General features: G+C 59.6%; 17 protein-coding genes and 3 pseudogenes. 5 read left to right on the top strand and 15 right to left on the bottom strand.

Going from position 1 to position 24,968, the window contains the following annotated elements; all coding sequences use genetic code 11:
* Nucleotide 1 precedes the first annotated feature (1 nt).
* A complete protein-coding gene (locus CO657_RS35270) occupies nt 2-1,186 on the bottom strand; it encodes an HlyD family secretion protein (protein WP_054184996.1) in 1,185 nt (394 codons plus the stop codon).
* Nucleotides 1,187-1,324: 138 nt separating this feature from the next.
* Here CO657_RS35270 and CO657_RS35265 point away from each other — a divergent pair, with 138 nt between their 5' ends.
* Nucleotides 1,325-1,972, top strand: a complete 648-nt coding sequence (locus tag CO657_RS35265; protein WP_054184997.1) for a TetR/AcrR family transcriptional regulator — start codon at nt 1,325-1,327, stop codon at nt 1,970-1,972.
* A 66-nt stretch (nt 1,973-2,038) separates the two neighbouring features.
* On the opposite strand, the gene uxuA is transcribed toward CO657_RS35265, so the two are convergent.
* Entirely contained in the window at nt 2,039-3,226 is a 1,188-nt protein-coding gene (uxuA, locus tag CO657_RS35260; RefSeq protein ID WP_054184998.1) for a mannonate dehydratase, read from the bottom strand.
* A gap of 43 nt (nt 3,227-3,269) precedes the next feature.
* Nucleotides 3,270-3,989: a GntR family transcriptional regulator gene (locus CO657_RS35255; RefSeq protein ID WP_054184999.1), complete on the bottom strand. Its 720-nt coding sequence runs from the start codon at nt 3,987-3,989 to the stop codon at nt 3,270-3,272.
* Between the two features lie 153 nt (nt 3,990-4,142).
* Between CO657_RS35255 and CO657_RS35250 the strand changes: the two genes are divergently transcribed.
* The 3 genes from CO657_RS35250 to CO657_RS35240 all read left to right on the top strand — a co-directional run bounded on the left by CO657_RS35250 (nt 4,143) and on the right by CO657_RS35240 (nt 6,457).
* On the top strand, nt 4,143-4,544 hold the full coding sequence (locus tag CO657_RS35250) for a DUF2934 domain-containing protein (protein ID WP_054185000.1): 402 nt from the start codon (nt 4,143-4,145) through the stop codon (nt 4,542-4,544).
* 37 nt (nt 4,545-4,581) lie between these two features.
* Complete coding sequence (locus CO657_RS35245) at nt 4,582-4,833, top strand: hypothetical protein (protein WP_054185001.1); 252 nt, start codon at nt 4,582-4,584, stop codon at nt 4,831-4,833.
* A 349-nt stretch (nt 4,834-5,182) separates the two neighbouring features.
* Nucleotides 5,183-6,457, top strand: coding sequence for an O-antigen ligase family protein (locus CO657_RS35240; protein WP_054185002.1), 1,275 nt, complete (start codon nt 5,183-5,185; stop codon nt 6,455-6,457).
* Nucleotides 6,458-6,538: 81 nt separating this feature from the next.
* Here the strand turns inward: CO657_RS35240 and CO657_RS35235 are convergent, their stop codons facing one another.
* Both CO657_RS35235 and CO657_RS35230 read right to left on the bottom strand, forming a co-directional pair.
* Nucleotides 6,539-8,533, bottom strand: a complete 1,995-nt coding sequence (locus tag CO657_RS35235) for a polysaccharide biosynthesis protein (RefSeq protein WP_054185003.1) — start codon at nt 8,531-8,533, stop codon at nt 6,539-6,541.
* A 122-nt stretch (nt 8,534-8,655) separates the two neighbouring features.
* On the bottom strand, nt 8,656-9,222 hold the full coding sequence (locus CO657_RS35230; protein ID WP_054185004.1) for a sugar transferase: 567 nt from the start codon (nt 9,220-9,222) through the stop codon (nt 8,656-8,658).
* A 395-nt stretch (nt 9,223-9,617) separates the two neighbouring features.
* Here CO657_RS35230 and CO657_RS35225 point away from each other — a divergent pair, with 395 nt between their 5' ends.
* The gene (locus CO657_RS35225; RefSeq protein ID WP_128715652.1) at nt 9,618-11,291 is read left to right on the top strand and encodes an IS66 family transposase; all 1,674 of its coding nucleotides are present in this window, start codon (nt 9,618-9,620) and stop codon (nt 11,289-11,291) included.
* A 338-nt stretch (nt 11,292-11,629) separates the two neighbouring features.
* On the opposite strand, the gene repB is transcribed toward CO657_RS35225, so the two are convergent.
* From repB to CO657_RS35165, 10 genes and pseudogenes are all read right to left on the bottom strand, one after another.
* Nucleotides 11,630-12,601, bottom strand: coding sequence for a plasmid partitioning protein RepB (repB, locus tag CO657_RS35220; protein WP_054185130.1), 972 nt, complete (start codon nt 12,599-12,601; stop codon nt 11,630-11,632).
* A 75-nt stretch (nt 12,602-12,676) separates the two neighbouring features.
* Complete coding sequence (repA, locus tag CO657_RS35215) at nt 12,677-13,873, bottom strand: plasmid partitioning protein RepA (RefSeq protein ID WP_054185131.1); 1,197 nt, start codon at nt 13,871-13,873, stop codon at nt 12,677-12,679.
* 280 nt (nt 13,874-14,153) lie between these two features.
* Nucleotides 14,154-14,642, bottom strand: a pseudogene (locus CO657_RS35210) (IS630 family transposase); the annotation flags it as partial.
* A gap of 80 nt (nt 14,643-14,722) precedes the next feature.
* Nucleotides 14,723-15,983, bottom strand: a pseudogene (gene ltrA / locus CO657_RS35200) (group II intron reverse transcriptase/maturase).
* Between the two features lie 544 nt (nt 15,984-16,527).
* Nucleotides 16,528-16,985, bottom strand: a pseudogene (locus CO657_RS35190) (helix-turn-helix domain-containing protein); the annotation flags it as partial.
* Nucleotides 16,986-18,881: 1,896 nt separating this feature from the next.
* On the bottom strand, nt 18,882-20,279 hold the full coding sequence (gene lpdA, locus CO657_RS35185) for a dihydrolipoyl dehydrogenase (RefSeq protein WP_054185199.1): 1,398 nt from the start codon (nt 20,277-20,279) through the stop codon (nt 18,882-18,884).
* Between the two features lie 3 nt (nt 20,280-20,282).
* Nucleotides 20,283-21,512 carry a dihydrolipoamide acetyltransferase family protein gene (locus CO657_RS35180; protein ID WP_054185198.1) on the bottom strand — a complete coding sequence of 410 codons (1,230 nt, stop codon included), beginning with the start codon at nt 21,510-21,512 and terminating at the stop codon, nt 20,283-20,285.
* Nucleotides 21,513-21,515: 3 nt separating this feature from the next.
* Nucleotides 21,516-22,529 (bottom strand): alpha-ketoacid dehydrogenase subunit beta, encoded by a 1,014-nt coding sequence (locus tag CO657_RS35175; RefSeq protein ID WP_054185197.1) that lies wholly within the window; start codon nt 22,527-22,529, stop codon nt 21,516-21,518.
* A 1-nt stretch (nt 22,530) separates the two neighbouring features.
* Nucleotides 22,531-23,763 carry a 3-methyl-2-oxobutanoate dehydrogenase (2-methylpropanoyl-transferring) subunit alpha gene (locus CO657_RS35170; RefSeq protein ID WP_003591701.1) on the bottom strand — a complete coding sequence of 411 codons (1,233 nt, stop codon included), beginning with the start codon at nt 23,761-23,763 and terminating at the stop codon, nt 22,531-22,533.
* A 64-nt stretch (nt 23,764-23,827) separates the two neighbouring features.
* Entirely contained in the window at nt 23,828-24,955 is a 1,128-nt protein-coding gene (locus CO657_RS35165; RefSeq protein WP_054185196.1) for an acyl-CoA dehydrogenase family protein, read from the bottom strand.
* Nucleotides 24,956-24,968 lie beyond the last annotated feature (13 nt).

Genomic DNA, 24,968 nt, shown 5'->3' with positions numbered 1-24,968 from the left:
CCTAGTTGCGGCTAGCATCGGCCTTGGTGTCGATGCTCGGTTGGACGGACATGCCGGGACGCAGGTCGGCGTTGGCAGCTTGCCCATCCAGGACGATCTTGACGGGGATGCGCTGCACGACCTTGGTGAAGTTGCCGGTCGCATTGTCGGGAGGCAGCAGGGCGAATTCCTGGCCGCTTGCCGGAGCAAGACTGTCGACATGGCCGCGATAGATGCGGCCCGGGAAGGTATCGACCTCGATATCGACCGGCTGGCCGGACCGAACATCGGTGAGCTGCGTCTCCTTGTAGTTGGCGATCACATAGACCGCGCTCGTCGGCACGACCGACATCAGCTGGGTGCCGGCCTGGACATACTGGCCGACACGCAGTGTCCGGTTGCCGACACTGCCGTCGACAGGCGCGGCAATGGTTGCATAGGAGAGGTTCAGCTCAGCCTGATGCTGGACGGCCCGGCTGCGCGCAAGGGTCGCCTTTGCCTGGGCGAGTTCGGCGTTCAGAAGATCGACCTGCTTGACGGCGGCATCCAGAGCGGCGCTGTCGCGAATAATGGTCGCCTGGGCCGCGGCGATAGCGGAAGCCGCCTGTTGCGCCGTCTGTACCGGCGCGTAGCCGCTGGTCGCGAGATTGGCATAACGCTTGTTGTTTTGTTCAGCAAAGGTCTCATTGGCCTTGTCGACGTCTACCGTGGCGCGGGCAGCGGCAATGGTCGACTGCTGTATATCGAGCGAAGCCTGCTTGGCTTTGACGGTCGCTTCGGCCGCAGCGACATCGGCCTTGGCCTGGTCGAGGGCAGCGCGAAAGTCGCGATCGTCGATGCGGGCAAGCGGCTGGCCGGCCTTGACCACCTGGTTATCGCTGACCAGCACATCGGCGATATAGCCCGATACCTTCGGTGCGACGGTGCTATTGTCAGCCTTTACATAGGCATCGTCGGTCGCGATCTCGAAGCGGCCGACAGTCCAGTAGGTATGGCCGTAATAAGCTGCGGCGGCGGTCAGGACGATGGCGGTTGCGCCGACCAGCAATCCGCGGCCGGCGCGCCTGCGGGCGGGAGGCTCTGACACGACGGCAGGTTCGACGATGCGCGGTGTGCCGCCGGCATCAAGGGTTGCGGGGGCGGCTTCCGCCGTGGTCTCCGCGACAGGTGCGTTGTTGTTCAAGGCCTGCAGCGTTTTGATGGACATTGTCTCTCTCTCCTTAGAGTGGTCGCTGTCGCTATCGGCCGCGGCCTTTGAATTCAGGTGGAATGTACTTTTGGAAACTTGCTGTTTTCCAAAATATGTATTAGAAAATGGATGTCAACGAGAATTTGGAAAATTATCATGGTCCAAAATCACGAAATCGAGAAGAGACCGCGAGGCCGACCGCAAGTCCGTTGCGACGACGATACGAGAAGCGTGATCATCGAAGCGGCCAACCGGCAGTTCCATGAGAGTGGCTATGCCGCCGCAAGCATCGCTGCAATCGCACAGGAAGCCGGGGTTTCGACCAAGACGCTCTACCGCCTGTTCCCGACCAAGGCGGATCTCTTTTCCGACATGATCACGGAGCGCACGGGACGCTTCGTTACGGCGCTCGACCCCGGCACACTCGCCGTGGCGGATCTGAGGCAGGGATTGGAGCGCATGCTGACGGCCTATGGCATGCTGACGCTCTCGCTGGATACGATCACCGTGACCCGGCTCGTCATCAGCGAGTCGGACCGTTTTCCCGAAATCGCCACCAGCTTCTATGAGAAAGCCATCGTCAGAACCAACACGCTGATGGAGGCCTGGCTTCGCAAGCAGATCGACCGCGGGCTGATAACCCTCGAGGATCCGCATGCCGCCTGTGGCATGCTGCGCGGCATGATGATTTTGGAGCCGCAGCGCGCCGCGATGCTCCGCCAGCAACAGCCGCCCGGGATTGAAGAGATCGCCGCAAGGGCGAGGATGTGCACGGATCTGTTCTTGAAGGGCTGCGCGCTCTGAAGCATTACTTGGGCTTCAGAGCGCGACGATTTCCGCTAAAGGCGCGACGCGGCGATCCGGGCCGCCTCAGTTCGGGGGAGCGCCCAGCGCATGCAGGATGCCGCGCAGCTCGGCGAGACCGCGCATGCGGCCGATCGCCGGGTAACCGGGGGTGACGGTCTTGTCGAGATCGTCGAGCATGCGGTGGCCATGGTCCGACCGGAAGACAATGGTGTCCTCGGCACTGCGGCGCTTATCTTCTGCGACCAGTTCCCTGAGCACCGCCACCATGTCGACATCGCCTTCGAGATGCGCGCTTTCATGAAAGGTCCGGCCATCGCCTTCGCGGGTCGTGGCACGCAGATGGGCGAAGTGAATGCGCGAGGCGAAGCGCCGGGCGATCGCCGGCAGGTCGTTTTCGGCGCGCACGCCGAGACTGCCGGTGCAGTAACACATGCCGTTTGCCGGCGATGGCACGGCATCGAACAGAGCGGCATAATCGTCTCCCGTCGAGGCGATGCGTGGAAGGCCGAACAGCGAACGCGGCGGATCATCGGGATGCAGCGTCAGCTTGACGCCACGCGCCTCGGCAGCCGGTGTAACCGCCTCCAGGAATTCAATCAGATGCCGGCGCAGCCGTGCGGCGTCGATGCCGCTATAGGCGACCAATTTTTCCCGGAAGGCTGGAATGGTCAAAGGCTCGGTAGTCGAACCAGGCAAAGCCGAGGTGATGATACGGGTGATCTCAGCAACCTCTTCTTCCGACATCGCCTCGAAGACGACACGGGCCCGTTCGCGGTCTTCCGCGGAATATTGCTTTTCCGCTTCCGGCCGTTCCAGAACGAAGAGGTCGAAGGCCGCGAAGCGCTCATGATCGAAGCGCATGGCGGTGGCGCCCGTCAGCGTCACGAAGTCGAGATCGGTGCGGGTCCAGTCGACCACCGGCATGAAATTATAGCAGACGATCGGAATGCCGCAGGCAGCGACCGCTTCGAGGCTGGCGATCCACGCCTCGATTTCAGCCTTCGCCTCCCCGCCCTTGCGCTTGACGGCATCGGGGATCGGAATGCTTTCGACCACTGACCAGACCAGCGGCGAACGGTCGCCGGGCGTCGTCTCGATCAGAGACTGGCGCTCGCGCACCTCGTTTTCCGTCCAGGCCTTGCCGATCGGCACCTGGTGCAGCGAAGAGACGATATTGGTCGCGCCCGTCTGGCGGACATCATCGAGCGTCACCGGCGCTTCCGGCCCAAACCATCTCCAACCTTGCCGCATCCTTCTTCCTTCCTTGCTTTTCGTTTCGTGTCTCAATCTGCCGTCAGCAGAAATAATCGGGGTAACGCGAGCGCAGCTCGTCGACATCGGGAATGACGGCGCTCAGGTGATGGATCATCGCATCACGTGCGGCCGCAGCGTCATGGGCGGCGAGCGCATCGCGGATGATGATATGTTCGTGCACCACATTGTCCATTCGCCCGAGCACCGGCAGCGTCAGCCGCCGCGCCCGGTCGATCTGCACCTTGACCGTCTTCAGGATCACCCAGATGCCGGGATAACCTGATATCTGTGCGATCGCTTCGTGAAACGCCTCGTCCTCTTCATGGAAGCCCGAGGCATTGCCGGTCGCCGCATGCGAGCGCTGCCGGGCTATGATGGCATCGAGACGGGCAATATCGGCAGCGGTGGCGGTCAGCGCAGCAGTCTCAACGGTCGTGCCTTCGAGCGCCTTGCGCACGACGACCGCTTCAGGGATCGCCGAGACCGGCACCCGCGACACGACAGTACCCGACTGCGGATAGATATCGACCAGCCCGCTTTCGGAAAGCCTCAGAAGAGCCTCGCGGACCGGTGTGCGGCTGACACCGAAATCCTTGGCGATGCGCTTTTCCTGCAGCGACATACCAGGTGGCATCCGCAGGGAGAGGATATTGGCATGCAGGCGCTCATATATGGCGCCGGCGGTGGTGACCCGGCGCAGCCTGCCGCCGATCTCTTGCAACGGGCCGACCAAAACTTCGGTTTCTGACAGCTGCGGCATAACAATACCCGGACTGTGAAGCAGTTTGGCATACTAATATACCAGTTATCCTGCCCTGCCAATTTATTCCCGAGAGGATGAGGACCACGCGTCAACACACTCTTTTTGGAACTTAGATCGACCGAGTTGGTTGAAATCCGCAAGGAGACGTTCATGAAAAACCCAGCACGACGCAAGACAAGCGAAACCAAGGCAGACGGCGCCCAGCCGGAATTGCCATCTGCCGCGGACGCACGCGGACGGAAGAAGGTTCGGCAAGCCGCAAACGAAATCGACAGGCAGAGCGGGGGATCGCCGTCAGGGATCCGCGAGGAGGAAATCCGGAAAAGGGCATATTCCCTCTGGGAGAAAGAAGGCAGGCCGGAAGGCCAGCACCGGCATCATTGGACCCTGGCCGAGCATGAACTCGATGCACGGGGCGAAATCGGCAATCCTCCCGACCTCGCGGCGCTGCGAGAGGCCGCGCGCGAACATACCGATGCGTTCCTCGTCAAAACGGATCTCGAAGATGCCGATCAACGCGAAGCTTCCCCCGGCACACGCGAGCAGAGTTGAACGTCTCCCTCCAGCTCATTTCAGGAAAGGTCCCGACATGGCCGACAGACAAAACTTGAACGCCGGATTCACCGGAACACCCGCCGACCAGCCGGAGGGGTTGACCAAAGCCGCGATATCGGCCGCCGATGGGGTGAAGCGGGAGGCCTACGCCGTCGTCTCCTGCGCAAGGGCTCACCCGCAAACCGCAAGCGCCTTGGTGCTTGGCGCCGGCATTCTGGCATTCGGCCTCGGCTATCTCCTCGGTCGATCATCAACCGATAATATGACACGCCGCTATTGGCGATAGCCGTGACACTTTAACGGCCGCGAGGTCCAAGCTGGGCGTACGACCGCGTACCATAGCATCATCTCCGTCGATGCAACGCGCCTGCCCAATCCCCAGGCGTGACATGCGCTCAGTGATCTTGTGCGAAAATATATGCCGACCAAACCTCGACCAACCTGCACCTCAAACGTGTTTCCTGCTGAAGCTGGCGATGTGTCGGATTCCGACATTTAATACAACCACCTTCGCCCATCGATCCTGTTGCCGGAATACAACGAGACTTAAAGCCATAGATTGCACGCAATCCCCCGCTTGACAGGCGTGATCACGATCCTTAGCGAAACGGCATCAGCGTGGTCAGGATCGGCAAGTGAAATACCTCAGACAACTGAAGATAGCAGTGCTCTATCCCGAAAATGGGGCGGGAAGCGCACTCGATCGGAACAACCGCATCGCGGTGTTTCTGTTTGCAATCCTTCCCGGACTTTCGCCGAACTTTAACTCGTTCATTCTTCTCGGATCGATGGTGTGGGGCCTCTACTGTCTAGCGACGGGCAGCCTGGCCTTGAACCTGTCGAAATCCGACCGGCTGGTTGCCATTGGCATGTCCATCTATCCACTGGTGATGATCGCGAGCATATTCGTCAATCCACCCTACTCCGAAGAACTGGACTGGATATTCCGGCTGCTGCCTTTCTTTTCGGTCTGGCTGTTGTTGCCGCGAATGCGCCAGTCCCCCGATGGCCGCCTTGTGCCGCTGTTTATTCTCGGCGCAGGTATCGGCATGATCATTACCTTTCTTTTCAGTCTGCTGCAGATCATGTTCCTGATGGAAAGGGCGGAGGCCGGGACATCGAACGCTGCACTGCTGGGCGTCATAGGCATTCTTTTCGGTGGCATCGCGCTTCTCAACGTTCAATCACCCAAGAGTGTCGAGCAACGAATTGCCATACTGGGATATGCCGCCGGTCTGGGCTGCGTCCTGCTTTCGGGAACGCGCTCGGCCTGGCTGGTCATTCCCGTTCATATCGTCATCTTTCTCTGGTATTTTAGCAAACACAGCTTCCATCTGAGCTTACGCAGCCTTGCCATCACAGGCTCTTTGCTGTTTGCGGGCATTATCGCCCTGGGCAGCGGCCAAATCCTTCACCGCATCGAGGCGCTGCAGGAAAATATGGCATCGCTCGAACGCAGCGACGGCGAAGTCACGTCGCTGAGTGCACGGTTTGCGCTTTACAAAGGCGCAATATCGGCAATCAGCAAGGACCCGTTGACGGGGTATGGCCCACAAAATCGGATGGCCTCGGTGTTGGCAGAGCTGCCCGACAGCCTAAGGCCGCAACTGACCTATTCCCATGTTCACAACGGTTTTCTGACCGCGGGGATCGACGCCGGTATTTTCGGCATTGCAGCGCTTTCGCTGATGCTCGCGACGCCGCTGATCGGCGCTTGGAGAAAGGAAGCCGGGCCGGGCCGGGATCTGGCCATTGCGCTGGCTCTGCTGCTCGTCAGCAGCTACGTTATAACCGGCAGCTTCGGCATCATGTTCAATCAGAAGGCCCTGGATCCGATCTTCGCCTATCTCGTCGCGCTTATTTGCGTCGATCGCGGCAGCACGGGCTTTGCGCCCGTCGTTCGAAACTGATGCCTGTCGCCCGCGGAAGTGGGCTGCGGTGCGTTGCATAAATCAAGTTTGACGCAGACGTGCTTCGACGCCCGTGATGGCTCAGGCGGCCGTATTGGTTTCGGCGCCGGTGAATGCCAGATCCGAGACCTCACCCGTCGACGAATAGCCCGAAACAAGCTCGGCCAATATCGCACGTGCAGCGGCCATATCGTTCCGATCCAATGCCGCGTTGAGCGAGTTGAGCCTCTTCAAAAGCTCCGGCCACAACAGGAAATCCTCACGCGCCTTCATGATCCGGGGATGTTCGGTTGTTTCCGGATTATCCCCGATCAGCAGTTCTTCATAGAGCTTCTCGCCCGGCCTGAGGCCGGTCACGGAAAGCTCGATATCGCCTTCGGGGGTGTTGTTGTCGCGGACGCTCAGACCGGACAGCTCCACCATCTTGCGGGCAAGATCGGCGATGCGAACGGGCTCTCCCATATCGAGCAGGAAAACATCGCCGCCCTCGCCCATCGCGCCGGCCTGGATGACGAGCTGCGAGGCTTCCGAAATGGTCATGAAATAGCGGGTTATTTCACGGTGCGTCAGGGTAACGGGGCCGCCTTCCTTGATCTGCTGCCTGAAAAGCGGCACGACGGATCCGGAGGAGCCGAGGACGTTTCCGAAGCGGACCATGGAAAAATTCGTCCGCAGTCTGTCGGTTGCCGATTCTGCGGCGAGCGCCTGCAGAACCATCTCCGCCAGCCTCTTGCTGGCGCCCATCACATTTGTCGGACGCACGGCCTTATCCGTACTGATCAGCACGAAATTCGAGACGCCGTATTTACGCGCCGCGCGCGCCGCAACAAGCGTGCCCATGACGTTGTTCTTGATGCCTTCAACGGCATTATGTTCGACAAGCGGCACATGCTTGTAGGCGGCGGCATGATAGAGCGTCTGCGGCCGCCAGCTCTGGATGATATGCTCCATGCGGTCCTGATCGCGGACGGAACAGAGGATCGGAACGATCTGCAGATTTTCATGCTCGTAGAGTTCGGCCAGCTTCCGCAATTCGGCATCGATATTGTAAAGCGCAAACTCGTTCTGATCGAGGAGGATCAGGCTGGAAGGCGCATTGCGCAGAATCTGGCGGCACAACTCGCCGCCGATCGAGCCGCCGGCGCCCGTCACCATCACCACCTTGTTGCGCATCGCCTTGTCGAGCAATTCCTGCCGCGGCGCGACCGCTTCTCTCCCCAGCAGATCTTCGATCTCCAGCTCACGAATATCGGAGACGGCGACACGTCCCTGAGCGAGTGCCGTGAGATCCGGCAATGTACGAACATTCACCCTGGCTTTGCGGATATGCTCCAGGATTTCGTTGCGCCGCTGGCGGGAGGCAGATGGCAAAGCAAGAAGCACATTGTGCACGCCAAGGGTTTCGGCAAGCACCGGAAGATCCGAGGGGTCATAGATCGGCAAGCCGCCCATGACGCCGCCCTTGAGGCGCGGATCATCATCCAGATAGCCGACGACGTTGAGTTCGGCGCTGTTCGTCAGGGCAGCCGCAAGTTGCCGCCCGGCCTTGCCCGCCCCATAGATGAGGACCTTCGCGAGCATATTCTTGTGAAGGATACGCTGGTAGGCATCGCCCAGCCAATAACGGATACCCAGCCGCGACAGCCCGATCCCGATCAGCAGCAGGAAAGGCTGAAGAATGCCGACGGTTCTCGGAACACCCGGCACGCTGAGAGCCGTAAATATCGTCATGAAGGCGAAGCCGTAGATCGCAATCGCCTTTAAAACGGTGATGAACGCGGCCAGATTGGCATAACGGAAGATCGCCCGATACATACCCATGACGATGAAGATGGGAAGCGCCATGCACAGCGAAACGAAAACCGGCAACCACTGCACGCCGGTCAGCACCGTCCATTCATTCAGCCGGAAGCAATAGGCCAGCCAGATCGTCAGAACACAAAAGCTGGAATCCACCAGCAATGCCAGAGCGCGTTTGGCAACCCGCGGCATCGCCAGCAAAGGGGCGACGAGCGCTTGCATCGGCACCAACAACCATCGTGAGCGCGATGTCTCAGAGGGAGAATTTTCAGGCATCGCTCACCAGCGTCTCGCAGATCAACAGACAACCACCTTCTTGTCGCTTTCTGCAACGAGCGCAACTGAAATAATCGGAGACCAAGGTCTTCCGCACCGCTTATCTATCAGAAGTAGGTAGCCTAGTGCCGTATTCCCTTGCGGCGGATTACCTTGCCTGCGGTCAGAAACAGGATGCGCATGTCGAAGCCAAATGAACGCCGCCTCAGATATTCGACGTCGAATTTCACCTTCTCCGGAACAGGCAACTCGTCGCGGCCGTTGATCTGCGCCCACCCGGTCAATCCGGGCAGAAGCTGGTCGACACCCTGGGCCGTCCGCAGCTCGATCAGATCATCCTGATTATAAAGCGCCGGCCGTGGGCCGACGAAACTCATCCTGCCCCTCAGAATGCACCAGAGTTGCGGCAGTTCGTCGAGGCTCGATTTGCGCAGAAACGAGCCGATGGGTGTCAAAAACCGATCCGGATTATCGAGCAGATGCGTGGCGACCGTTGGCGTGTCGACGCGCATGCTGCGGAATTTCGGCATCAGGAAGATCCGATTGAAACGGCCGACACGTTTTGACCAATAGAGGATGGGTCCGGGCGAGGTAAAGCGAACACAAACAGCGACGATAAGGATCGGAACGAACAGGACCATCGAAACAATCAAAGCCAGGAAAAAATCCACCGCCCGTTTCAAGTCCATGTTCCGCAGCTCTTCCTTGCTTACCGTCTGTAGCCGCCCTTTGCGCTATCGCTTTGCCGTACCGTCAATATGTGTTTCGCGTCAACTGCGCTAGATTGTATTCCCCGTTAGCCGCCTCCTCAAATGCACAATCACCAAATCCGGCGCCACTTGGTAGCTACTGCGCTGACTCCTTCATCCGCCCGGCCACACAGTCGTCCTCACCCGGGCCAAGACGGCCGCCGTTTGGACGACCCGCGTCATTCGAACGATCCGGCGCATGCGCGCGCCCGCGAATCCTTAACGTTCTCCCTAAGGCGACCACCGTAAGTCGGGTAGCACGGTAGCACGTAACTGGAGCAGATCTGGTGGCAGAAGGGATTCCTGTTTTTTGTGAATCATGATTCACTTCCTTTATGACGAAGCGCCGCCTCCCCATGGTCGAGCATGCCGACACGCTGTCGCTGAAGGCGCTGCGGGAGTTGGTGACTGGTCTGGTGGAGCGGGCTGATCGGGCAGAAATCCGGATCGAGAAGCTTGAGGCTGACAACCGAAAGCTTCGTGAAGAAAACGACCTGCTCAGGGTAGAGAACACGCGGCTGAAGGTCGACAACCAGCTTCTGCGCGACGAGATTGCGCGGCTCAAAAACCTGCCGCCGCGCCCACCCTTCAGGCCATCGGGCATGGAACAGGCAACGAGTGACAAAACGGTTGCCGGCAGCCGAAAGCCTGCGCGGCGTCGCGGGCCGAAAGGCGACAAGGGCAGCGTCACGCGCGAAGAGGTGCTGCCTGCCAACGCACCACCCGGATCGCGCTTCAAGGGCTACAAGGATTGCGTGGTGCGGGATCTGGTCGTGCGGGCCGAAGTGGTGCGCTATCGCCGCGAATGCTGGGTGACTCCGGATGGACGCACGATCGTCGCGCCGCTGCCTGCGGGGATAAAGGGCGGCTACGGCGCCAGGCTGCGTCGCTTCTGCCTGATGCTTCATAGCCATGGGCAGGTGACGACGCAGCGATTGACGACCTTGCTGAACGATGTCGGCGTCGAGATTTCCAAACGCCAGGTCATCCGGTTTTTGACAGAGCGGCTGGATGGCTTTCATGCCGAGGATGCTGCCGTGCTGCATGCGGGCCTGGTCTCGGCTCCCTTTGTCACAGTTGACGACACTGGCGCCCGTCATGCCAACCGCAATTTCCATACGACACAGATCGGAGGCGAGTATTTCACCGCCTTCCGCACGGCGCCGTCGAAGTCGCGGCTGAACTTTCTGGCCCTGCTGCGCGGCAACTATCAGGACTATGTTCTCAACGATGCCGCCTTCACCTTTCTGGAAGATCGTCAGGTCGACCCCGCCCTTCTGGCGCATTTGAATACATGTGAACCGCGGCGGTTTGCCAATCAGGTTCCGTTTCTCGCGTACCTGGCCGAACATGGCGTCGATATCTTTGACAGTGACGCTCTTCGCCCGTTTGCCGAGGCCGGCATCTGGGGCTCCATCCGCCATCATGGCCTGGTCGGCAATGCGGTGATTGTCTCCGACGATGCCGGACAATTCCGTGTCGGCACCCATGCGCTGTGTTGGGTTCACGCCGAACGTTTGCTGCACAAGCTGATGCCGGCAACACCCGGCCAAGTGAAGCATGTCGAGACGCTGCGCGAGCTGATCTGGCTTTTTTACAAACTTCTGAAAGACTACCAGCGAAGACCTAGTAGGCGAGCGGCCCAAGGCCTTCAGGTCCGGTTCGATCGGATATTCTCCATCCGCACCGGCTATGGCGACCTCGACAAACTCTTGTCTCGGTTGAAGCGCCGCAAGGCCGAGCTGCTGCGGGTTCTGGAGCGGCCTGAGACGCCGCTGCATACGAACGCCTCGGAAAGAGATCTGCGCGGCTTTGTCATCAAGCGAAAGATTTCCGGCGGCACGGTCAGTCGCAACGGCCGGCAGGCGCGTGACAGCATGCTCGGTCTGATGAAGACCTGCCAGAAGCTTGGCCTGTCGTTCTGGCACTACCTTGGCGACCGGTTGGGCATCGGCGACGACGATCATCGTGTTCCGCCACTCCCTTCCATGGTTGCGGCACGCGCCTGAAGGCTTGTCCCTGCTCATTGTGCTGGCATTGCCACCGGATTTGCCCCGCTTACCGGTAGCACGGCCTCAAAGATACGGGCTCGACAACCATAACTCGTTGAAGACATGCAAAGCAGAGCCCTAATCAGAAGCAAAAGCCAGTTTCGCTTCCGCTACCGACGATGGCGCGACGGGCGGGCGTTGGCGACGATCTTATATGGAATTCAGGACCTGCACTTGGCTAACCATCAACCCGCTGCTTTCCCGAAACTTGCTTTTTGGCTCTCGACTTCACGCGGTCGCTTTGTTTGAGCTGCGGCCAGATGGGCATTTCGAGCAATTATTTCTCGCTTTGACACCTAATTACCGTTACGGCGTCGATAGGCCTTATACAAATCGGTCAGGCTTTCGGACAGGAAGTCTCCAAACGCGATAGCATCCTTGGCCTTCAGGGCAAGCGTGTAATTCCGCCCGTCGCTCTTCACATCGGCAGTAACAGACTTGTCCTCGGAAACCCATTTGGACGTACTCACCGATTTTGATGGAACCGGCCGACCCGCGGCTTTGATGTGGATGAGCAAGGCATTGAAGCGATCATCGCCACTTTTCGCGCCAAACTCATCGGACTTGACGAAGGCAAGCGCCTTCTCCAAATTTGAGGGCCGCTCCAATAGTGTCTTCAGCTCGTACCAGCGATCCCGGCCGATGCCCTTCGCCGCGCCAAGGGAATCAAGCACCTCGCCGGGCATGCTCGCCACTGCCAACATCTTCGACAGAGTGGCCCGGTCCACGGAGAGCGCCGAGAGAATGATCGCGTTGTCCCCATCCAATTGGAGCCGCGCAATCTCACTTGCAAACATCGCCTTCTCGAAAAACGACAGGTTGGCGCGGGCCGAATTCTCCTGCCCCTGCGCAACGAGATGGTCGCTATCCTTCAATTCTTTGACAACGGCACGAACTCTTCGTCCCAATACCCTCGCCGCGCGTAGACGCCGATGGCCAAACACGACCATATAGCGCCCCGTCAGCATCGGGTGTGGCCGGACTAAAATGGGGCTATCCTGGCCCCGCTCGCGAATGGCCAGAAGCAGCTGCCCGAATTCTTGCTCGTCATCCTCGATGCGATCGCGCACGAACGACGCGTCGATCAGGTCAGGATCAAGTTCAACGACTGTCTCACCCTCAAGCAATCGGTCTGCACGTGCCGCAAGCTCGTCGATCGAACTCAGGATCGATTTGGACGCACCTTTGATCGCGTAGTTCAGAACATCGCGGTTCTCGTCTGCCGGCGTTTCATTCATGACGTTCAAAAATGGGTTCTTTCGAGCCATCTCGCTATCCTCACGTCCGCACTATCCGCTTGATTTCAATTGGAGAAATTAACGTTTTGACGGCAGTCAACATCATCAAAGTCTCCCCCATGCCTTATGAATTAGGCCTTGGATTTCGAAATTAACTGCATCCATACATTCCATCGCGCGATCGTAGGTCTCGCGGGTGAAATTTGAGCGATCTAACTCATAAAGGGTTCTCTTGGTCAGGCCGGCATCCGAAATCGCCGTCGTTTTCACCATCGGGCTCCTTAGGATCTCCTGAGCCAGCATTGATTGCATGAAACCAAGCATCTGGACCTGAGGAATGTCGGTAGGCTCAAAGCGAGTGATCAGGTAGCGCAGCCAATCCATTCGCACATTGGCGCCCGCCTTCTTGATTGTTTTCGTAATGTTGCCGAGCATGAGGAGGAACTGCGACATCGACATCAAATCCAGCATCTGTGGATGGACGGTAATTAAAACAGATGTGGCAGCAGTGAGTGCGGTTAAGGTGAGATACCCCAGTTGCGGCGGGCAATCCACCACGACGACATCATAACGGCTATCCACGTCTTCGAGCACTTTTCCAAAACGGGTGAAAAACCGCTTGCCTTCGGTCCCGGACTGCATGGCCAGCGGCGTGTCGTACTCGTATTCCTGCAGTTCCAGATTGGCGGGAATAATATCAAGACCGGGAAAATTGGTGGGCATTATGATGTCGGAGATAAGTTTGCGTTCGTCATCATAGCGGATAGAATCGTAGAGCGAGGGGTTTTTATCCAATTCCGGCTGGAACCCGTGCAAAGCGGAAAGAGACGCTTGAGGATCGAGATCGACAGCCAGAACGCGATGCCCAGTCAGCGCAAGGTGCTGGGCAAGATGAGCGGCCGTCGTCGTCTTGCCAGACCCCCCCTTGAAATTGACAACCGCAATGACTTGAAGCTTATCGGTTTGCTTGCGATGCGGAACATACCGCTTAGCTTCGGTTTTCCCGGTCCTGTCGAGAAAGTAGCGGAGCTCCAGCATCTGGTGCGCAGTATAGTACCTACGATTTCCAGACATTGCGATCGGAGTTGGGCCCTTGCCGTCGAGGTACAGACGCTTCAAATTGCTTGGCGTGACGCCCAGATAGTGCGCAACTTCAGCCACCGAAAACTTTCGAAGGGTCTTTCTGGCATCGGGCGGAAAATTCTCCAGACGCAATTGATCAAGCTTGCGCGATATCTCCGCTCCTTGCATCAGGATTTTGTCGTCAAATTCGAATGACGGTAACGAACTGACCGCGCTCATCGGACCTCTTTGCCATTATGTCGATAGAATCGCCGGAATCGACGAAATTGCGTCATTATCCCCGATTCTCTATGGCAGACCAAGGAAAATTAATGATATTAAATGCAAAAGTGTGATTGCGAGAAGGGCAAGGTTCCCAGGTCAAAAAAATAGGCAGCGAGCGTGAAGTCATAGGGATATTGACGGCCGTCAAAACAAAGAATTTACGCGGACCAGACAACGACTTAGCTAATTCCCGCGCCAGGACATTCCGAGTTCGCTACGCTAGAGCGGGATGATTTTACGTCCGTTCATATCCGGCTTCCTTGAAGTAGTTTAGGCACTCTTTTGGCGAGACGGTTTGGAGGATGGCTGCCAGTGCGTCGTCGATGGCGTTGCGGGTTCTGGCCTGTGCCTGTCGCAGCCCGTGTTTGATCTTGGCGAAGAGCTTCTCGATCGGATTGAGATCTGGGGAGTATTGCGGCAGAAAGAATAGTCGGGCGCCGGCCCTACGGATGGCGACCCGGATCGCCTTGGCTTTATGCGAGCCGAGATTGTCCATCACGACGATGTCGCCAGGTTTGAGCTCTGGCACCAGCACCTTTTCGACATAGATGAGGAAGCGCTCGGCGTTGATGGGGCCATCGATGATCCATGGTGCGCTGACGCGGTCGGTTCGAAGCGCGGCGATGAACGTCATCGTATTCCAATGGCCGAAAGGAGCTTTGCCCAAGAGCCGTTCGCCACGCGGCGCCCAGCCTCTGAGCGGCGCCATGTTCGTCTTCGTCCAGGGGTGAGTACACCGGAGGGATTTCACCTGCCGGCCTCTCGCAGAACGGTGCGTGAACCTCTCGATTCACACCGCTCCCATCAGGTAAACGTGTTCGTTCCGAACGCCTTCCAATGTACGAACAGCCCCGGATTTTCCCGTGCCAGCTTTCGCAAGAAGAGACTGGCACGCGTCTTATGGGACTGAAAGCGCTTGAACTTCCGCCTGATCCAAGCCCTGAGTTTCTGATTGACGTAATCAGCCAGAGTAGACAGGGCCGAGCGACTGTACCGTCCATAATAGGCAATCCATCCCCGGAGGAGCGGATTGAGCTGTTTGGCAATTTCGGCCAGCGTCCCCGGCGTCTGCCGCGGGATGTTCAAGCTTTTGATCGTCGCCCGCATTGACTTGAGCGCCGTCGGACTGACCGCAGGCGTGTAGCCACAGAAGAACTCGTCCCGCTGTGTGTTCGCCACCCGTCGCGGCCTGAACTGATACCCGAGAAAATCGAATGCGACATTCGGATACGCCTCTCTGCGCCGTTGATCCTTGCAGTAAACGATCTTGGTCTTTGTCGGATGCATCTGCAGTCCGCATGCTGAGAGGCGAGCACTCAGCTCCAGCTTGAGGGCTTCGGCTTGTTGTTCGCTCTGGCAGTGAACAAGACCATCGTCGGCATATCGACACCATGGTAGGTCGGGATGCATCCGCGTCACCCACAAATCAAACGCATAGTGCATGAAGAGATTGGCGAGGCAGGGACTGACAACACCGCCTTGCGGGGTGCCGCACGTTCGCGCAACAATCTCACCATTCTTCTCCATCGGCGCTGCCAGCCATCTTCCGATGTAGAGCAGAGCCCACTTGCATGTAACGTGCTTCCTGACCGCCTTCAGCAAGAGATCGTGTGGAAGATTGTCGAACAGTCCTTTGATGTCGAATTCCAAAACCCAATCATACTTCCAACACCGCTGGCGCGTCACGCCGACGGCATCCAAGGCCGACTTCCCCGGCCTGTACCCATATGAGTCTGGAAGAAAGAGGGAGTCTAAATCCGGCTCAATCATCTGCTTTGACTACCATCTGCGCGATCCGATCGCTGACAGTCGGCACACCTAAAACCCTTTCGCCTCCAGTCTTCTTTGGAATGGAGACAGCGCGCACCGGCGGTGGAAAGTAAGCCCCAGAAGACATCCGATTCCAGATCTTGTAGAGATTTCTCGCAAGATCTTTCTCAAACATCTCCAACGTCTCACCGTCCACCCCGGCTGCGCCATGGTTGGCTTTGACCGCTTTATAAGCTTCGTACACTTGCCGCTTCTCAATCCGAAACGGTTTGCCTGTCGTACCTATCGAAGTCATCCTGTTTCCAGTTGTTCCAAACAATACGACCACCTGATCCGATCCCTTTGCTCTGGCCCCATTACAGGGCCTTCAACGCTCATACGGATCGGTCCGCCCCAGTCTCCTGCATCGGTACTCTCGCCTTACGGTTTCTCCGCTTGGGTTTCTCCCTTGGCATCAGGAGCCTGGTTCCTGCAGTTCCGCGTGAAAGCCTATGTCCAACTCACGCCCCCTCTACGCCGGTCGCCGCCCGCCCAATCATCAGGCACCCGGCGGACTTGTCCCAGGATGACGAAACAGTCCTGGTTTCGACGACGCTTATATTCATAACGGCGCGTCTTCGGAGGGTTCACTTTCGTTCGTCTTTCGGACACGCACCTGCTCGGATCTCGTCCGAACTTTTTCATCCGACGCTCACCACCACGGCTCTTTACCGCAGCAGCTCGGACTGGTTTGAGACCCGCTCCTGAAAGCCGATCCCGGAGGGCCATCCTCCATCATTCACGCAGCTTTACGCTACGGTCTTAGTTCATGTCGAACTCCTTCCGCTGCTCTGCAGCACACTTTCGTCGATGAAGAGAAGACGGGCCGGATCGATGCGATGGCGATGCTTCAGCCAGCGCGCCCGCCTGGCGGCGACGTCGGGTCGCTCCCGTTCGCTGGCGACCAGCGTCTTTTTTTATAACTCAGCCCTTCATCCCGGACGAAGGCCCAGACGGACCGGTAATCCACATCCAGACCCCGCTCCGCCAATTCCGCGACCAGCCCACGCAGCGTGAACGCACTCGCGCGGCAGCGTTCGACAAGCCATTCCCGGTGGCCACCGCAGATCGCCCGCGGCTTGTGGCCGCCCATCTGGCCGGGTGCTGCGCTGCCCGTTGCGTGGAACCGCCGTATCCAATCGATCGCGGTGCTGATGCCAATACCGAAGCGTTTGGCCGCAGCCCGGCACGACAGCCCCTCCTGCGTCACCGCCCCGACAACACGCTCTCGCAGATCATTCGAAAAAGGTCTCGCCATCCAGACCGGCCTCCTTACCGGCCTGAAGGATGAATCTGATTTGCGTCCAAAAGGGAATCCCAATTGCGATTCCACCTAAAATCATCCCGCTCTAGAGCGGCGCACCTAGCCTATCGGCTGCGGAGTGCGGACCTTCGGCACTCCCAGCCGCTTTAAAACTGATCTAACCATTTAGCGTGATATTGATGTGCGTCTTGCTGAGACGAGTAAAAGCTCTCGAAGCAGGATAAGGGCGCCCGATGCTGCATGCTCTGATCGTCGCGGCGTATGTTGTGACAATCTAACCATTCTCTCATCCGAAGGCGGTGAGGCGGCCGCGAAGTGGGGCCGAGAGGCGGCGCTTCCACGTTCTTTCACCAACGGACAGGGAAACTTCTTCTCGGACTAAAATCCCGGGATGTTGAAGCTTTTTTCTGTCTTGGTGCTTGGTGCATTTGCCGTGAAGTCTCGGCGGCAGTTTGAGGAGGAAAGTTCATGTTTGGACCTGCCGCCTTGCACTTTGGGGGGCGCGAGAGGGATGTCGGCCGGCGGATCACATCACGCTGATTTGATTCTGGAGGGACGAGCGATGTTGAAAGTAGCTCCCTCTCGCCTGGACCGGATTATGGTTTAGCAAGCCTAATCTCCTTGCTATCGAGGCACGCGGGGACCACCATTGTCAGGAATAGCGGGATAGCCTCGATCGGAAATAGAGACCGCGCTCCAAAGCTGACAAGGAGGCGCAGCCTAAGAAGAAGGCCCTCCCGTGCTTCTCGATCACCTCCTCCTTGCCAGTTCCTACTGGACCATCTGTACGGTCACCGTGATCGGTATGCAGCGAAGGGAGAACATTGCTGGTACGCGGATCGGCCGCAGACCTGTAGTCGAGACTGTCGAGAACCGTCCAAACGGCCGCCGAAGCCTCTACCAAGGCCATCTAATCGCCGTCTTGTCGCGGCGGGCATCGCAGACTGCATCGACCAAGGACAGCGGTTTTGAGGAAGCTCTCCACATAGTGCCTAAGCAAGACGTTCCCGAGCTTCGATTCCTAGCCTAGGCACTGCAGCGAAGATCCGTCGGAGGAAGACCTAACATGCTTTGGCAGTCAACGTTTCACAGGACGATGCTGATGGGATTTTCGGGGCCGTAGTTTTCCCTGATCATGGGAGACGGAAGTGATGCTCAGGTTACGTTCAAAATAGGCAAGAATACTTGCAATTTCAGTGTGTTAACCAGACCAGGAATTTGCGCGAATGGTCTTCAGTAAAAGGAACCGTCGCCGGCATCGAGCCTTCAAGAAATAGCATCGCCGCGCCGCGCACGCCCGATGCGATATTGCAAAGATGTCTGCAACATTCATATGGCGGGTCGTACGCGCTTTGGCAACAGACTTGCTCTTAATCTTGGCACCATAGCGTCCCATCCCTCTAGAGGATTAATTTTCAAGGCCATGGACTGCCGCAGCCAAAACCAATTTGTGATCGCCGTCTCGTGGCATCCGTCGGCTTAGGGGTCGGGATCACTTGGCGCGCGCACTGGTCCGAAAGCGGAACGGAAACGGGACAGCGTTGATGGTTGCTACTCCACGCGGCTGATCATGGCTACGCGAGCCAAAGAGGCAGTCGCATCAGGTCCCTATCTTACAGCACCCAGCGCCCCCTGATTTACCGGTCGCCAGGATGCAGCATCACGTGATGGAAAACATTTTAGATCGCGATACGCTTCAATCGCTATGCCAGTCTGCAAGAGACGGAAAACACTGCGCATGAGTTTGTTGAACGTTCACGCGTCGACGCAGCTAGAAACTTCCTTGAAGGCAGCGCCACCAGCTGAAGGTCGTCGCCCTCATTGCGCCGAGAGCGTTCGACCTCTACCCAAAAGGTTTCGCCGGATGCTGCCACCCGCGGTCTTTGCCAGCTAAATATGCAGAGCACTCCCCAGGGCTTTCAGCGCCGCCTCCATCACCGCTTCGCTGCGGGTCGGATGTGCGTGGATCGTGCCGGCGATATCTTCCAGGCGCGCGCCCATCTCGATCGCCAGCGCAAAAGCCGCCGAGAGTTCGGAGACGCCTGCCCCCACCGCCTGCAGGCCGAGAACGAGGTTGGTATCGGCGCGGGCAACGACCCGCACGAAGCCTTCCTCCGACAGCATCGTCATTGCTCGTCCATTGGCGCTGAACGGAAACTGGCCGGTGCGGACTTCATAGCCTTGCGCCCGCGCTTCCGCCGGCGAAAGGCCGGCGCTGACGATCTCCGGATCGGTGAAACAGATGGCCGGAATGCAGCGCTTGTCCCAGGCGCGCTTCTTGCCCGCGATGATCTCGGCCACCATCTCCCCTTGCGCCATGGCTCGATGGGCCAGCATCGGCTCGCCGGTCACGTCGCCGATCGCATAGATCCCGCGCATGGAGGTGCGGCAGCGGTCGTCGATCCTCAGATAAGGGCCGGCGCGATCGAGATCGAGCTCTTCGAGACCGGAGCCTGCGGTTCTCGGGCGGCGGCCGACGGTGACGAGAATGCGGTCCGCCGGCAGGGTCTCTCGCCGACCATCGGAGGTTTCGGCGATCAATGCCTCGCCGTTGTCGGTAAGACCGATTGCCTTCGCGCCGGTCAAAACGTGGATACTCATATCGGTCAGCCTGCGCAGGACGGGCCGCACCAGCTCGGCATCATAGAGCGGCAGCACCTGCGGCGTTGCCTCGACGACCGTCACTTCCGAGCCCATCTTGGCAAAAGCGGTGCCGAGTTCGAGCCCGATATAACCGCCGCCGACCACGACGAGCTTCTTCGGCAGCTCCGTCAGCGACAGCGCCTCCGTCGAGGAAATGACCCGGCCGCCGAACGGCAGGTTGGAAAGCTCCACCGGATCGGAGCCGGTGGCGATCACCACGGTCTCGGCGCGGATGATCTGCTGGCCGGTCTCCGTTTCCACCTCCACCGTCTTGCCGTCGCGGAAGTGAGCCCGGCCGTGGACGATCTTGACCCGGGACTTCTGCAGCAGTCCGGAGACGCCGCCTGTGAGCCGGCCGACAATGCCGTCCTTCCAGGCAATCGTCCTGCCAAGATCGATCGAGGCGCCTTCGACACGGATGCCCATCGGGTTCTTACCGGCGAGCATCTTTTGCGTGGCGTCGAATTCCTCGGCCGCATGGATCAACGCCTTGGAGGGTATGCAGCCGACCGTCAGGCAGGTGCCGCCCGGCTTGCCGGCCTCGACGATGACGGTATCGATGCCGAGCTGGCCGGCGCGGATGGCGCAGACATAACCGCCCGGACCGGCGCCGATGACAAGGAGCTTGCAGACAATTTCTTTCATGGCTCAGCCTTCGATGAAAATGAGCGCCGGGGTTTCGAGCAGCGTGCGGACGCGCTGCACGAAGGTCGCCGCATCCCAGCCGTCGATGATGCGATGATCGAAGCTGGAGGAGAGGTTCATCATCTTGCGCGGCACGAATTGCGCGCCGTCCCATACGGGGCGCGTCGCAATCTTGTTGACGCCGATGATCGCCACTTCAGGATGATTGATGACCGGCGTCGAGACGATGCCGCCGAGCGCGCCGAGCGAGCTGATGGTGATCGTCGAGCCCAAAAGCTCGTCGCGTGTCGCCGTGCCCGAGCGCGCCGCTTCCGCCAGCCGGTTCATCTCGGCGGCACAATCCCAGATGCCGCAGGCTTCCGCATGCCGCACCACCGGCACGGTCAGCCCGGCCGGCGTCTGCGTGGCGATGCCGATATGCACGGCGCTGTAACGCGTGATGAGGCCGGCATCGTCGTCGAAGGTGGCGTTGACCTCGGGCTGCTCGGAAATCGCCTTGACCAGCGCCCGCATCAGGAAGGGCAGAACCGTCAGCTTCGGATGACCTTCCCTGCGGTCGCCGTTCATGGTGGCGCGCAATTCCTCCAGCGCAGTCATATCGACTTCCTCCACATAGGTGATGTGGGGGATGCGCGAGGTGGAGAGCACCATTTTCTCGGCGATGCGGCGGCGCAGGCCGGTCAGCTTGATCTCCTCGGTCGCCGTCTTCCTGGCAAAACCGTTCTTGGCCGTCACAGGCGCGGTTCCCTGAGCCAGGAACTGCTCAATATCCTCGCGCAGGATACGCCCGGCCGGTCCCGTCCCCTGCACTTGCCTGAGATCGACGCCGTTTTCCCTGGCGAAGAGCCGCACGGAAGGCGCGGCGAGCGGCTTTTCAGCCGGTGCAGCCGCAGGAGCCGGCGCTGCCGGAGCAGGCTTCGCAGCCTCGATTTTCGTTGTCTCGGCAACCGGCGCCTGCGAGATCTGCACGGGCTGGGCCTCGCCGGCATCGCCCGCCGTCTCGATCCGCACCAGCGGCGCCTTGACCGCAATACGGTCTCCGACCTCGCCGGCAAGCCAGATGACGGTGCCATTGACGGGAGAGGGAATTTCCACCGTCGCCTTGTCGGTCATGACGGCGGCGATCACCATGTCCTCGCGGACCGGATCTCCCGCCTTCACATGCCATTCGACAAGCTCGGCCTCGGCGACGCCTTCCCCGACATCGGGCATCTTGATGATGAATTCGCCCATGGCTCAGGCCTCCATGACTTCGGCAAGCGCCCGCCCGACACGGCCGGGACCAGGGAAATAATCCCACTCCTGCGCATGCGGATAGGGCGTATCCCAGCCGGCGACGCGCACAACCGGGGCTTCGAGCTGATAGAAGCAATGTTCCTGCACCAGGGCTGCCACCTCCGCACCGAAGCCCGACGTCAGCGTTGCCTCATGCACGACGACGCAGCGCCCGGTCTTCGAAACCGATTTGACGATCGTATCGAGGTCGAGCGGCAGCAGGCTTCTCAAATCGATCACTTCGGCGTCGATGCCGGCATCTTCGGCGGCGGCAAGCGCCACATGCACCATCGTGCCGTAGGCAACCACTGTTACCGCCGATCCCTCACGCCGTACTTCCGCCTTGCCGATCGGGATCGTGTAATGACCGTCGGGCACCTCGCCGAGATCATGTTTCGACCAGGGTGTGACCGGCCGCTCGTGATGGCCGTCGAAGGGGCCGTTATAGAGCCGCTTCGGCTCCAGGAACATCACGGGATCCGGATCCTCGATCGCCGCGATCAGCAGGCCTTTGGCGTCATAAGGGTTGGACGGCACGATCACCTTCAGCCCGCAGACATGGGTGAAGAGCGCCTCCGGGCTCTGGCTATGCGTCTGGCCGCCGAAGATGCCGCCGCCAGTCGGCATACGCACAACGATCGGGCAGGTGAAATCGCCGTTGGAACGGTAGCGGATGCGCGCCGCCTCCTGCGTCAGCTGGTCATAGGCCGGATACATATAATCGGCGAATTGGATTTCGACGCAGGGCTTCAACCCATAGGCCGCCATGCCGATCGCCGTGCCGACGATGCCGGATTCGCTGATCGGCGTGTCGAAGCAGCGGGTTCTGCCGTATTTTGCCTGCAGCCCTTGCGTGCTGCGGAAGACACCGCCGAAATAGCCGACATCCTCGCCGAAAACCACGACATTGTCGTCCTTCGCCATCGAGACGTCCATGGCGCTGCGCACCGCCTCGATCATCGTCATCCTGGTCATGTCAGTACCCCGCCTTCTGCCGCTGACGGCGGATATGCGGCGGCATCTCGGCATAGACGCCCTCGAAAATATCGCGCACCGACGGCCTGCCGCCGGCATGCAACGTGCCATGCGCTTCCGCCTGGCGCTGCGCCTCGATCACTTCGTCCATGATTTCGGCTTCCGCCTGCACATGCCGCTCCTCCGACCATGCGCCCTTGACGATCAGGTGTTTCTTCAGCCGCAGCACGGGATCGCCGAGAGGCCAGGCCTCCGATTCCGTCTTCGGCCGATAGGCGCTCGGATCGTCGGAGGTCGAATGCGCGCCGACGCGATAGGTGACATACTCGATCAGCGTCGGGCCGAGATTGCGCCGTGCCCGCTCGGCCGCCCAGCGGGCGACGGCATGGACGGCGAGATAGTCGTTTCCGTCGACCCGCAGCGCCGGAATGCCGAAGCCGAGGCCGCGGGCGGCAAAGGTGCCGGAACCGCCGCGGGCGATGCCCTGGAAGGTGGAGATCGCCCACTGATTGTTGACGATGTTGAGAATGACAGGCGCCTTGTAAGTCGAGGCGAAAACGAGCGCCGAGTGGAAATCCGATTCCGCCGTCGACCCGTCGCCGATCCAGGCGGCAGCGATGCGGCTGTCGTTCTTGATCGCCGAGGCCATCGCCCAGCCGACGGCCTGCACATATTGGGTGGCGAGATTGCCGGAGATGGTGAAGAAGCCATGCTCCTTGGAGGAATACATGATCGGCAGCTGCCGTCCGCGTAAGGGATCGCTCTCGTTCGAGTAGATCTGGTTCATCATCTCGACCATGGGATAGTCGTCGGCAATCAACAGGCCGGCCTGGCGATAGGTCGGGAAATTCATGTCTCCCTTGATGAGCGCCTTGCGGAAGGCGCAGCTGACGGCTTCTTCGCCGAGATGCTGCATGTAAAAGGAGGTCTTGCCCTGGCGCTGCGCCATCAGCATGCGGGCATCGAAGGCGCGCAGCTTCATCATATTGCGAAGCCCGGTCAGCAGCTCCTCGTCGGAGAGCGATCCTGCCCAGGGGCCGACCGCCTCGCCGTCGCGGTTCAAGACGCGGATGATCGAATAGGCGAGATCGCGGATATCTTCCGAGGCGACATCCACCTCTGGCCGCGGCACGGAACCGGCCTTGGCGATCTTGACGTTGGAAAAATCGGGCTGGCCGCCCGGGCGAACGGCGGGTTCGGGGACGTGCAGGCTCAAACGAGCGGAATCCACCATGTCTTTTCTTTCCTCCCTTTGCCGGCCGTGCCTCCCTCCCCGGAAGCAGGGCCGGTGATGGTTCTTATAGATTGCGGGCGATCACCATGCGCTGCACGTCGCTCGTTCCCTCATAGATCTGGCAGATGCGCACATCACGATAGATGCGCTCGACCGGATAATCGGCCATGTAACCGTAACCTCCATGGATCTGGATGGCGTCGGAGCAAACACGCTCGGCCATCTCCGAGGCAAGGAGCTTCGCCATCGAGGCTTCCGACAGACAGGGCAGCTCGGCCTCCCTCAAGGCAGCGGCATGAAAGACCAGCTGGCGCGCCGCCTCGATCCGCACCGCCATATCGGCAAGGCGGAAGGCGACAGCCTGATGCTCGAAAATCGGCTTGCCGAAGGCCATGCGCTCCTTAGCGTAATCGCGTGCTGCCTCGAAGGCCGCCCGCGCCATGCCGACCGCCTGCGCGGCAATGCCGATCCGCCCGCCCTCGAGATTGGCGAGCGCGATGCGGTAACCTTCACCTTCCGCCCCGAGCCTTAGCTCGATGGGGATACGCATAGCGTTGAAAGCGATCTGGCAGGTGTCGGTGGAGTGCAGGCCGAGCTTTTCCTCGACGCGGATCACCTCGTATCCCGGCGTGTCCGTCGGCACGATGAAGGCGGTGATGCCCTTCTTGCCGGCATCAGGATCGGTGACGGCAAAGACAATGATGACATTGCCGTTTTTTCCCGAGGTGATGAACTGCTTGGCGCCATCGATGACGTAATGATCGCCGTCTCGCCGCGCCCGGGTTTTCAGGTTCGAGGCGTCGGAACCGGCCTGCGGCTCGGTCAGCGCAAAACCGCCGATCCACTCGCCGCTTGCCAGTTTCGGCAGGAAGCGCTGCCGCTGCTCTTCGGTGCCGAATTTCAGGATCGGCACGCAGCCGACGGAACTATGCACGCTCATGATCGTCGAGCACGGCCCGTCGCCGGCAGCAATCTCCTCGAGGGCTGCGGCGTAGGCGATAACGCCGGTATCCGAACCGCCATAGGCCTCCGGCACCAGCATGCCGAGCAGCCCGAGTTCGCCCATCTCCTTCAGTTCCTCGCGCGGGAAGAGATGCTCCCGGTCGCGTTTGGCCGCTCCCGGCGCCAGCCGTTCACGGGCAAAGTCGCGGGCGAGATCTGTGATCTGCTGCTGAAGTTCGGACAGGATCATCTCACCTTCCTCC

The organism is Rhizobium acidisoli (assembly GCF_002531755.2).
GTDB classification, from domain to species: Bacteria; Pseudomonadota; Alphaproteobacteria; order Rhizobiales; family Rhizobiaceae; genus Rhizobium; species Rhizobium acidisoli.
The sequence above is the reverse complement of the archived record's forward strand: the minus strand, read 5'-3'. Positions and strand labels throughout refer to the sequence as shown.

Excerpts from the sequence above, each read along its gene's own strand:
- CO657_RS35245 (WP_054185001.1), top strand. The coding sequence starts at position 4,582 with ATGGCCGACAGACAAAACTTGAACGCCGGATTCACCGGAACACCCGCC.
- CO657_RS35255 (WP_054184999.1), bottom strand. The coding sequence starts at position 3,989 with ATGCCGCAGCTGTCAGAAACCGAAGTTTTGGTCGGCCCGTTGCAAGAG.
- CO657_RS35265 (WP_054184997.1), top strand. The coding sequence starts at position 1,325 with ATGGTCCAAAATCACGAAATCGAGAAGAGACCGCGAGGCCGACCGCAA.
- repB (WP_054185130.1), bottom strand. The coding sequence starts at position 12,601 with ATGGCTCGAAAGAACCCATTTTTGAACGTCATGAATGAAACGCCGGCA.
- CO657_RS35170 (WP_003591701.1), bottom strand. The coding sequence starts at position 23,763 with ATGGTGGATTCCGCTCGTTTGAGCCTGCACGTCCCCGAACCCGCCGTT.
- lpdA (WP_054185199.1), bottom strand. The coding sequence starts at position 20,279 with ATGAAAGAAATTGTCTGCAAGCTCCTTGTCATCGGCGCCGGTCCGGGC.
- CO657_RS35165 (WP_054185196.1), bottom strand. The coding sequence starts at position 24,955 with ATGATCCTGTCCGAACTTCAGCAGCAGATCACAGATCTCGCCCGCGAC.
- CO657_RS35225 (WP_128715652.1), top strand. The coding sequence starts at position 9,618 with ATGACGAAGCGCCGCCTCCCCATGGTCGAGCATGCCGACACGCTGTCG.
- CO657_RS35230 (WP_054185004.1), bottom strand. The coding sequence starts at position 9,222 with ATGGACTTGAAACGGGCGGTGGATTTTTTCCTGGCTTTGATTGTTTCG.
- repA (WP_054185131.1), bottom strand. The coding sequence starts at position 13,873 with ATGAGCGCGGTCAGTTCGTTACCGTCATTCGAATTTGACGACAAAATC.
- CO657_RS35235 (WP_054185003.1), bottom strand. The coding sequence starts at position 8,533 with ATGCCTGAAAATTCTCCCTCTGAGACATCGCGCTCACGATGGTTGTTG.
- CO657_RS35250 (WP_054185000.1), top strand. The coding sequence starts at position 4,143 with ATGAAAAACCCAGCACGACGCAAGACAAGCGAAACCAAGGCAGACGGC.
- CO657_RS35180 (WP_054185198.1), bottom strand. The coding sequence starts at position 21,512 with ATGGGCGAATTCATCATCAAGATGCCCGATGTCGGGGAAGGCGTCGCC.
- uxuA (WP_054184998.1), bottom strand. The coding sequence starts at position 3,226 with ATGCGGCAAGGTTGGAGATGGTTTGGGCCGGAAGCGCCGGTGACGCTC.
- CO657_RS35270 (WP_054184996.1), bottom strand. The coding sequence starts at position 1,186 with ATGTCCATCAAAACGCTGCAGGCCTTGAACAACAACGCACCTGTCGCG.
- CO657_RS35175 (WP_054185197.1), bottom strand. The coding sequence starts at position 22,529 with ATGACCAGGATGACGATGATCGAGGCGGTGCGCAGCGCCATGGACGTC.